2 protein-coding genes are annotated in these 11,720 nt (G+C 34.0%); both read right to left on the bottom strand.

The genetic code is table 11. The annotated features are described in order from the left end of the window. Positions 1-17: 17 nt before the first annotated feature. A complete protein-coding gene (locus RST01_RS10425) occupies positions 18-3,512 on the bottom strand; it encodes a condensation domain-containing protein (RefSeq protein ID WP_147196588.1) in 3,495 nt (1,164 codons plus the stop codon). A gap of 21 nt (positions 3,513-3,533) precedes the next feature. Beyond that, complete coding sequence (locus RST01_RS10420) at positions 3,534-11,720, bottom strand: non-ribosomal peptide synthetase (protein WP_147196587.1); 8,187 nt, start codon at positions 11,718-11,720, stop codon at positions 3,534-3,536.

Raw genomic sequence — 11,720 nt, 5'->3', positions numbered from 1 at the left:
AGTAAGAACCACCTTAATTAAAATTTAAAATCAGGGACAAGTTGAGGAGTTACTTCAAGTTCTTTAAACCCTATATTCGGATCTTCTTCTAGCACAATGTCTTTGATTCGACCATTTTCTATTTCCACAAAAGAATTTAAGATGGAAATGTAATCTTTTCCAAATGATTCAATAGATTCTTTCTTAAATAGCTCCGTACTATACTCAAAGCAAAACTCTAACTTCTCATCTGACGCATCCATCCCGCCAAATAAGTTAAGGTCAAATTTAGAAGAATTCCATTTAAGATCATAAAAAGGAATTGCTTCGACTTTTACACCATTGATGTCCATGACATTGAAATCAAAGTTTTGATAAGAAAATGCCACATCATACAACGGATTACGGTTTGTTTTATATGGAATTTCAAACTCTTCAATTAACCGTTCAATTTGGTAATCTTGATTCTCAAAAGCATTTAATGAATATGACATGTTTCTATTTAAAAAGTCTTTAATAGGCTCTTCACTATCTATCACCTTACGCAAAGGTAGCATATTAACAAACATCCCAACAGTTCCTTGTAAGTCATCTCTTTGTCTACCAGCTACAGGACAGCCAATCACAATATCATTTTGATTGGAGTATCTGTACATGAGTACTTGATAAGCTGATAACAAAATAGAAAACATATTCGCCTTATACTCTTTTGCAATTTGTTTCAATTTATCTGTTAAATCTGCCGTTATAGAAAAGCTATAGTGATCACCTTCTAGACTTCTATACAATGGACGTTCAAAATCCGTAGGCAAGTTTAACTCCTCAACAGGAAGACTGTATTCGTTATACCAAAACTGTTCTTGTTCCTTGTATGCATTGCTTTCGAATTGTTGGTTTTGCCAGTTTGCAAAATCTTTGTATTGAACCACTTCTTTTGCTATTTCTTTATCATCGTATAAATCCAATAGTTCTTGAGTTAAAACGCTAATTGACACACCGTCCGAAATAATATGATGAATATCAAAGAACAATATGTACTCATTATGCGAAGTTCTTAGTAATTTCAATTTAAATAAAGGCAATTGTTTAATATCAAATGAGGTGATTAACTCACTCATTTTTTCACTGACATCTTCTTTCGAGACCTCAATTATTTCAATCTCATATTTATAAGAGTGATGGATCTTCTGCTTACCCACACCATCAAGATTCGTAAAAGTTGTTCGCAAAGATTCATGTCTATCAATAAGAGTTTGCCAACAAATAGTTAGCTTTTTTACATCTAAATCTCCAGATAGACGCAAAGCAAAAGGCATATTGTAAGACAAGTCATCTTCATCTGAAAGCTGATTCACTCGATATAATCGACTTTGAGCAGGTGATAAATCATAATATTCTTGACCATGTAATTTTTCAATTTTACTTTCAAGAAAATGATTCGATTGATTAACGAGATCTACCATTTGATGAATAGTGGAATAGGTAAAAATGTTACTAACTGATACATTCACCTTTAGTTTGCTTCGAATTTTTGAGGCTAAAATATTTGCATGCAGCGAATTTCCACCTAGTTCAAAAAAATCGTCTTTATAAACATCAAACTGACTTATTCCTAAAGTTTGTGACCATACTTCAGCAATACTCATTTCAGTTTCGCTATATTCATTCTGGGGTTTCCCAATTAATTTAATTTCATTAGAAACCTTTGTAACCCAACAACGGGTTTTTTCAAATGGATAAGCTGGCAAACTTACCTTTTGTATTTTTTCAGGATAGATTTGATCCCAATCTACCTCCCTGCCTTGAACAAAAGAAATAGCTGCCTTTTCGGTAAAAGTAGTGTCAAAGAACTCCCTGTACTCTTGGCTATGGCTATAAAAAAAGCTGTTAGCAGAGAAAGTATTTAGGTCTTTTTTACGTAAGAAATCCAATTTATTAAATAAATCTTGTTTACTCTCCACTATTAGTGCGATGCGATAAAGGAAATGTTCTTTACCCATACAAGCCGTATAGCAAATTCTTTCTAAAGAAACCTCATCTTTCAGATCTCCACTTAAAAACTTGGCATATTCATCAATATACTTTTTCAAAGATGCTTCACTCTTCGCAGAAAGCACAAAAATATTTGTGTCTAAACGGGTTTCAGTTGAATGTTCCTCCACTGCTTCTTCTAAAACAATATGGCAATTCGATCCACTCATACCAAAGGAACTTACTCCACATCTTCTAGTTGAGATATTGGTTTCCCAATCTTTCATTACATCAATTACATATACAGAAGAATCAATAAAGTCAATGTCCTTGTTAGGGGAATTAAAATGCAAACTTGCAGGTAAGCGCTTATGTTTTAAAGATAAAATGCACTTAACAAGACCAGCAAGACCAGCTAAACTATCTGTATGACCTAAATTTGATTTAATAGATCCAATTCCACAGAATTGTTTTTTATCTGTAAAGCGAGAAAACGCTCTATTGATACCTTCAACCTCGATTGGATCTCCAAGTTTAGTTCCTGTTCCATGAGCTTCAATATAACTAATGGTTTCAGGATCGATACTAGCATTTTTCCATGCATTCACAATTACTTCTTCCTGTGCCCTAACATTAGGAGCAGTCAATCCAATAGATTTTCCGTCTTGATTGATAGCTGATCCTTTTATAATTGCATAGATCTGATCTTTATCTTTCTTTGCTTTAGAGTGGGGCTTAAGCATGATAGCTATGACACCCTCGCCAATCCCTGTTCCATTAGATAGGCTGTCAAATGTTCTTGTAATTCCATCTAATGATTCAATCCCTATTTTTTCTTCAGGTTCCACAGGACATAAGTGAGTTTTCACTCCACCAACAATTACTTGATCTGCTTCTTTATTCTTAATCATGTTACAGGCTACGTGTACAGCACTCAGTGTAGAGGAACACGCGGTATCAATAGTTAAATTGGGACCTTTCAAATCCAGAAAATATGAGATACGACCTGAAAGCAGGGGTGACAAGTTCCCTTCAATGGACATGGAGATAGAGTCTGGTTCTAATTTTTCGACTAAGTCCTTATAAAAGTGATCATGCGGGCTTAGTCCTACACAAACGCCAGTTTTAGTTCCTTTTAATTGATCACTACTGTAACCAGCATCTTCAATTGCATGTATTACTGCTTCTAAAAATATTCGATGATTCGGGTCCATTAAACTGGCTTCTTTAGGATTTAATCCAAAGTATTTGTAGTCGAACTTATCTATTTCATTAAAGTAGTTTCCTTTTATAAAACTACTTTGTTGATCGGAAAGCAGAGGTGTAACATCTGCTTTCCGACTTTCTGGGAATGAAGATACAATGTCTTTTTCAGTTTCAAGCAAGTCCCAAAGTTCATCTTTATTAGATGCCTCAGGAAACGCTGCATGAACGCCTACAATAGCAATATCATCTTGTATAACCATGTCTTTTCTCATTAATTTAGCTAAATTTGAACCTATTTTCTTATCAATTCTTCCGGCTGCCGTCTCTTTTATCAAATATTCGAAAACTTCTCTCACGTCTTACCTCCTGATATGCCTTTATTCAAGCAACTCTTCAAGAGCTCGTTCTAAATCGATACTCCCGCTACCTAACTTCTCAAAAACATCATCAACATCCACCGAATTATCCTTGTTTATAGTACTTGTATCATTCTCAGATACCAATGAAGCGATCTCGGCAACTGTTGGATAAGTAAATAAGTCCACCACTTTTATTTTTCCAGGATAAATATCCTCTAAGCGTTGATGCACTTGGACAATAAGTAAAGAATTACCGCCTACTTCAAAAAACTTGTCATCTATCCCTATCTCATCTACTTTTAATAGCTCTTTCCAAATATCTAAAATGAGTTTTTCAGCGTCACTTTTAGGCGCTCTATAGTTATTTAGAGAAAGCTGTCTCTTAGGTTCAGGCAACGCTCCACGATCTAGCTTTCCATTACTTGTCACAGGAATTTTATCAAGCAAGTATAAAATAGAAGGGACCATGTACTCGGGAATTTTAGAACCTAAATAGTTCTTTAATTCACTTTCAGTTACACCAATATTAGATGTGTAATAAGTACATAGATAAACATTATTAGATTCGTCTTCCTTAGTAATCGTGATAGCTTCTTTAATACCTGGATGATTTAGTAGGTGATACTCAATCTCTCCAAGTTCAATTCGATATCCTCTAATTTTAACTTGATGATCAACTCTACCTAAAAACTCAATATTTCCATCTCTATACCATCTTGCTAAGTCCCCGGTTTTATACATGATATTGTTTTCACCTTGTATAAAAGGATTTGCAATAAAACGTGTTAAAGTCAATTCTGCTGCATTAGCATAACCAGAAGCTAAACACTCTCCCCCTATATATAAGTCACCTGGAACTCCTATAGGCGAAGGATTTAGTTCGCTATCCAAGATATAATATTTTGCATTTTGAATTGGTTTTCCATAAGGTATGCTCTTCCAGTCTTTTTTAACTTCCTTAATTGGATAGAAATTAGACCATACCGTAGCTTCCGTAGCACCACCTAAACTGATAACTTCTACACCTTCAAAGACTTCTTTAAGTTTTGTAGGTAGGGTAACTGGAATCCAATCTCCGCTCAGGAATACCAATCGTAGCTTGCTACTCTCCATCTTTTTCTCTGGAAAATACGAAGTTAACTGTTGTAAAGCAGCCGGAGCGGAATCCCAAAACGTAATATTTTCTTCAGATATGATTTTCATTAATTGCTGTGGGTCTCTCACTTCATTATTACTAGCAATACGAATCTTACCCCCTGCAGCCAATGTTCCTAAGATGTCATACACGGATAAGTCAAAACATAAAGAAGTGACAAAAAGCAACTTATCATTCTTTCCAACTGAGAACGTTTTGTTTACCCATTCAATAAGATTAATAACTGGCTTATGTTTGACTGCTACTCCTTTAGGTTGACCAGTTGATCCAGATGTAAAAATCACATAAGCATTTAAATCTTCATATTGAGGTAGCTTAAGATTTGTTGTAGGAAGCATTTCTAACTTATTATGACCAATAACTCCCTTTCCAAAATTAGTTGCATCTGAAACTGATAATAGAATAGTAGTACTCAACTCTAATTCTCTTAAGGAATCTACATAGCTTGGGTTTGTTACAATTTCTTTAACGCCTAATGAAGTAATAATGTGTTTAATTCGATCTATTGGCCAACTAGGATCAATTGGTACATAAGCAAGTCCAGCTTTTAATATCCCCAAGACACTTGTAATCATGTCAGGGCTTCGATCAAGCATGATGGCAACATACTCATTAGTTTGAGTAATTTTATTCATATAAAGGAAATGTGCCAGTTGGTTCGCCCGACTATTTAATGATTGGTATGTCACATTTTCTAGTGGTCCTTCAATAGCTAACACATCCGGATATTCGTTTACCTTCTCTTCAAAAAGTTGATGAATGAATTTTTCTTGTGCATATTCTGCTTTTGTATCGTTAAAGTCTAAAAGCAATGTTTTTTCTTCTGCAGGTGTTATTATTCTCAACTCTTTAATTTCGGAATAGGCTTTTGCTAAGATGCTCTCAAGGAGTTGAGTGTAATGATTACCTAGCTGTTGAATTGTTTCCTCATAAAAAAGAGAAGTTGAATATTCGATTGAAAACGACAGATAATCTTCTCCTTCATTCATAAACATCGTTAAATCCACTTTAGAAAACGGATAATTCATGCTTACCGGATCTAAACATAAGTTATCAAATTTATACTTTTTAGAAGCTATATTATTCATAGAGAACATGACATTATATAATGGGTTACGATCTATACTTCGATTTATCTCCAAACGATCGACCAACTCTTCAAAAGGATATTCTTGATTCTCATAACTCTTTATTAACAAATCATGAGTCTCATGAAGGAACCGTTCAAAAGTCTTTTCTTTTTCAGGAAAGCTTCGTATTGCTAATGTATTAACAAACATTCCTAGCATTTCATCAATATCTGGATGATTTCTACCTGAAACAGTAGTACCCACGATAATGTCCTCTTGACGAGTATATTTTGATAGTAAAATATTAAAAGCAGAAAACATGACCGTGAATGGAGTAGTTTGATATTGTTTAGCAAATGAACGTAATTTCTTTTCTAATAAAGGGGCTATCTCAAAATGAATCGTTTTACCTTCAAAAGTTTGTACTACTGGACGTTGTTTATCTAACGAAAGTTCTAATATTGGCGGCTCATCACCAATATGCTTTAACCAGTATTCTGATTTCTCTTCAATAGAATCTTTAACTTCTTGAGTAGATAGCCATGTCGCATAATCTTTATACTGGATATGCTGAACTGCTACATCTTTCTCCATATACATATTAAATAACTGATGTAGATAAAAATTAATCGATAGTCCATCTAAAATAATATGATGGAAGTCCATATAGAGATAGCATTCCTCACGGTCAACTTCTACATATTCCACTCTAAACAGTGGTAGCTTTGCGAGATCAAAATTATGCATAAAGTTTTCCGTATAATGATCTAATTGAGTACTACTTAATGCTACTGTCTCTACTGTGATTTTTGCGTCCTCATGAACAATCTGGACTGGTTGATTATTTTCCATTTTAAATGTTGTTCTTAGTATTTCATTACGTTCCACCAAATCATTTAAACAGCGTTCAAATCTTACAACATCTAGAGGCTGGTTTAATTTGTAACACACGGGTATGTTATATACCTTTTGGTTTGGATAGATCTCGTTTAAAATGAAGAGCCTTTTTTGAGTTAAACTAATCGGATAAGATGATTTTGCTTCAGTAGGAACAATATAACTATATTTTTTACTTGTTTTCATGTTATCTATTTTATTAGAGAGTGCTTCTACTGTTTGTAATTTAAAGATATCTTTCATAGAAAAATTCACGTTAAATTCTTTATTGATCTTCGCAAGTAGCGTAATTGCTTTTAAGGAATGACCACCAATTGAGAAGAAAGAGTCGTTAATTCTAAAATTCACCGAATCTGTTAAAATTGATTTCCAAATATCAACTAATTTGTTTTGGGTATCAGTTAATTCCTGATGTCCATCAACATCTATGTCATCAAAAGATGGAAGAGGCAAATGCTCTTTCGCAACTTTTCCATTTTTATTTAGTGGCATCATATCAATACGTATTAAATATTTAGGAACCATATAATCTGGTAAACATTCGATAAGGTGATTTCTTATTTCCTCTTCTTTGAGTTTCTCTTTACTCACATAATAAGCACAGAGTACGTCCTCAATGCCATCAATCATTTGGGTAATTAACGCTTCATTCACCTGCTCATGATTACGAATAGCGGCTTCAATTTCTCCAAGCTCAATTCGATAACCACGAATCTTCACTTGGTTATCAATTCTTCCACAAAACTCTAAGTTACCTTCCTCGTCCCAGTAAGCCAGGTCTCCCGTTTTATAAACTCTCCCGTTTTTCGAAAAAGGATCGTCAATGAACTTCTCTTTTGTAAGGTTCTCTTGGTTAAGGTAGCCACGAGCGACGCCTTGTCCACCAACCCAGAGCTCACCTATCTGTCCAATAGGTAGCAATTCACTTGTATTGGAATTTACTACATACGCTTTAGAGTTACTGATAGGTTTTCCTATAGGTATATTTTTTGGTATGCTTTTCGGAATTTTATAAGCAGTCGAAAATGTAGTATTTTCTGTTGGCCCGTAACCATTAATTATTTGGAGATTAGGACTGCTTTCCATGGCCATATTAATATGTTGAGTACTTAGTACATCCCCACCAACGATTAACGTTTTTACACTTTCAAATAAAGCATTATTCTCATTAATTAACTGATTAAAGAAAGGAGCAGTAAGCCACATAAGATCAATTTTATTTTTCTGTATTACTGCTAAAAGCTCTTTTGTATCAAGCATATTTTCCTTATCAATTAGATGTAAGGTCAATCCATTTAGGATGGCACCCCATATTTCAAAAGTGGAAGCATCAAATGAGAAACTACCTGTCATTAAAAGGTTTTGATGAGCAGAAAAATCAATATACTTTGTATCCCTTACTAACCTAATAATATTTTGATCCTCTATAAGTACTCCTTTAGGGTTACCTGTAGATCCAGACGTATAAATAATATAGGCTAAAGAATTAGGATTCCGAGATGGCAGTGGAAATTCTTCAATCTCTTTTTGCAGCACCTCATTGCAATTAATGATGTTTGTTTCAATCTGGATATTGCTATTCAATTCGTCACTAATAATAAGTGGTAATTGGCAATCTTGGACAATAAAATTGATACGCTGTAAAGGAGCATCTTGGTCAATCGGTACGTATGCTGCTCCCGCTTTTAAGATTCCCAATGTAGCCACTATCATTTCAAATGATTTACTCATCATAATTCCAACAGGTTGTTCCGTTTTAATACCTTTTGAGAGTAAATAATGTGCAACCTTATTGGAGTGTTTATCAAGTTCAGCAACAGTTATAGCATTCCCATTCTTCATGAGTATCTTTTTCGTAGGTTGTTCTGTCCTTAGGTCATTAAATAAGTCAACAATACTAGAATTTATTGGGCAACTTGTTAATGTATCATTGAAATCATTTATAATTATTTTTTTCTCTATAGAAGTAAGCAAACTTAAGGAACAAATCTTTTCATTTACTTTTCCACTAATGTTCTCAAGTAGTTGAGTAAATTGAGTAATATATCTTTGAATGGTGGTCTCTTTGAATAAATCAGTTGAATACTCCCACTCGAAATGGATATCCTCCCCTTCTTCATATGAGTATAGAAGCATATCGAAGTGAGAATAGTCCGTGTAGAGTTTCTTTTTGGTCGCCTCTAAGGTATCGTTCTTAAAGGTTCTTGTCTCGAAGTTCTGCATGGCAAACATTACGTTAAAAATGGGATTATATCCTGTATTACGATCTACTTCTAAGTCTTGTACCAATTGTTCAAACTGATAGTCTGAGTGCTCAATACTAGAGAATACAAGGGATTTAATTTCTAACATATAATCTTTAAAAAGCTTTTCAGCATGTGGTTGAGATCGTATAGGTAACGTATTAACAAACATACCAGCTATCGTATCAGTATCAGGATTTTCTCTCCCTGTAAATGGAGTCCCTACCACTAAGTCTTCTTCATTCGTATGTTTCGATAAAAAAACATTAAATGCTGCTATCAATAGCATGAAAATAGTAGTTCCTGTTTCATTAGAAATTACTTTTAATTTCTTAGCTAATTCTGTAGGAATTGTGAATGGAATTGTATGTCCTTTAAATGTTGGATACATTGGACGAGCAAAATCTGTTTTAATATTCAGCTTCGGTATTCCATCCTCAAAAAGTTCAGAATAATGCTTTTTACTTAGTGTTAATTGGTTAGCATTTAATCTATCAGTTTGCCACTCCGAATAATCAGTATATTGAAGAGGCAGATTCTCTAAGTGATGACCTTCTAATAATATAAATAAATCTTCCATGAATATATTTAGGGTGATTCCGTCACAGATAATATGATGGAAATCCAAAAATAGATATTTCTTTTGATGTATTTCGTCATATATCAATATCCATTTGAAGAGTGGACCTTTTTCTAATGAAAAGACAGTAATTTTTTCCTTTACAACATCCAACACAGGCATACTTGTATGTAATACCTCATAATTAAGGGACATATCGCTATGAACCACTTGTCTAACATGCTCATCATGTAGTTCAAATGTTGTTCTGAGCGCCTCATGCCTTACCACTAATTTTTTGAATGCATTGCAAAGATCCTTTTGATTTACAGCACCCTTTAACTCGTAAAGTAACGGAATGTTATAATGAGTTCCTTCAACTATGTTACATAGGGTATACATGTTTCTTTGAGCAGGAGATGCTTCATAAAAGTCTTTTGATACAGCTTTTTTAATAGAACTCTCACCAACTGTCTCTTGACTAGTTAATAAAAGTGCCAATGATTTGATTGTTGGATAAGTAAGAATATCTTTGATAGAAACAGCTATATTTAGATTTTTCTTTAACATTGATGAAAGTCTTGCAGCTCTTAAAGAATCCCCTCCAAAACTATAAAAGCTATCATTAATTCCTATTGGCTGATAGTGAAATAAATTTTCAAAAGCTTCAACTAGTTTAATCTCTAAATTAGTTGTAGGTTTTTCGTAAACTGCTTGGTTCGTATTTTCTAAAGGATTCGGTAAATTCTTCGAATCAACTTTCCCATTAGAAGTTAAAGGGATGTTATCAACTTTAATAATAAAATGGGGAATCATATAGCTAGGAAATGCTTGTGAAATATCCAATCTTAACTTTTCTACCTCAGCTTGCCCTTCTACATATGCACATAGATAAGTTACTTCTAGCTCATCATTTCTTGGAACAACCGTAACGTTTTTAACTCCCTCTTGCTGAGTAAACCAATGCTCAATTTCCTTAAGCTCTATTCGGTGTCCACGAATTTTAATTTGGAAATCACTACGACCTATATATTCAAGCTCTCCATTTTCTAAATAGCGTACCAAATCTCCTGATTTATATAAACGTTGATTCCCGTATTTCTCACTTTCAATAAATCGTTCATTTGTAAGTTCACTTCTATGTAAATATCCTCTGGCTACACCCACTCCAGCAACATAAAGTTCTCCAATTTCCCCTTGTTCTACCTCATCTAATGTTTCATTCAGTACATACATAGATAGCGTTGGTATAGGTACACCTATATTACTCGTTCCGCTTTCAATTTCTTTATCCGTAATCTCTTTGAATGTTCCATGGACAGTAATTTCGGTAATCCCATACATATTAATAAGCCTAGAGTCTGGGAATCTCTCTTTCCATTGAGATAACATACTTGGTTTTAGAGCTTCTCCTCCAAACACAATATATCGAAGTCCCAACTTTACTGATTCTTTTTCTATTGTTTCATTAACTAAATTATAGAATGCGCCTGGGGTCTGGTTTAAAACAGTTACTTTTTCATTCTCCAATAGATTCAAGAATAAAGAAGGATCTTGTGCAATTAACTTAGGAACAATTATGACTGTACCCCCATATAAAAGAGCTCCATACATTTCCCATACTGAAAAGTCAAAGCAATAGGAATGAAACATTGTCCAAATATCTCGTTGAGAAAATTGAAAAAGATTTTTATTATTAATTAAAAGTCTTACTACACTTTCATGCTCAATCATTACACCCTTAGGCTTTCCTGTAGAACCAGATGTGTAAATAACGTATGCTAAATCTGTTGGATCATTAATAGGGGTAGGATTCGCTTTACTTTCGTTACCAAAATCTTCTTGAGCAAGGTCAAAAATATCAACAGGCGATTCCGACTTAAAATTCAAACGACTTCCGTATGAATTATGTGTAAGTACATATGTAGACTGACTATCAATGACAGTATTTTGTATTCGTTCTATTGGATACTCTGGATCGATAGGCAAATATGCTCCTCCTGATTTCAGTACCCCCAATATAGATACAATCATATCGATAGAACGATCAAACAATAAACAGACAATGGATTCACGGCTTACACCCTTAGATCTTAAAAAATGGGCAACTTCATTTGCCTTTTGATTTAATGTCCGGTAATCCATCGTTTCTTCCCCTAATTTAATAGCTACTGAATCTGAAAACTCCTCTGCTATTTCTTCAAAAATATTGACCAATGTTTTTTTAGGGTAAATTATATCTTCTTTCGCTTTTTGAACAGAAAATGGTACTGTCGACAT

This window comes from Rummeliibacillus stabekisii (assembly GCF_007988965.1).
GTDB lineage: Bacteria > Bacillota > Bacilli > Bacillales_A > Planococcaceae > Rummeliibacillus > Rummeliibacillus stabekisii.
The sequence above is the reverse complement of the archived record's forward strand: the minus strand, read 5'-3'. Positions and strand labels throughout refer to the sequence as shown.

Bases quoted from the DNA above. Each gene is read 5' to 3' on its own strand.
- RST01_RS10420 (WP_147196587.1), bottom strand. From the start codon at position 11,720: ATGTCGACAGTACCATTTTCTGTTCAAAAAGCGAAAGAAGATATAATT.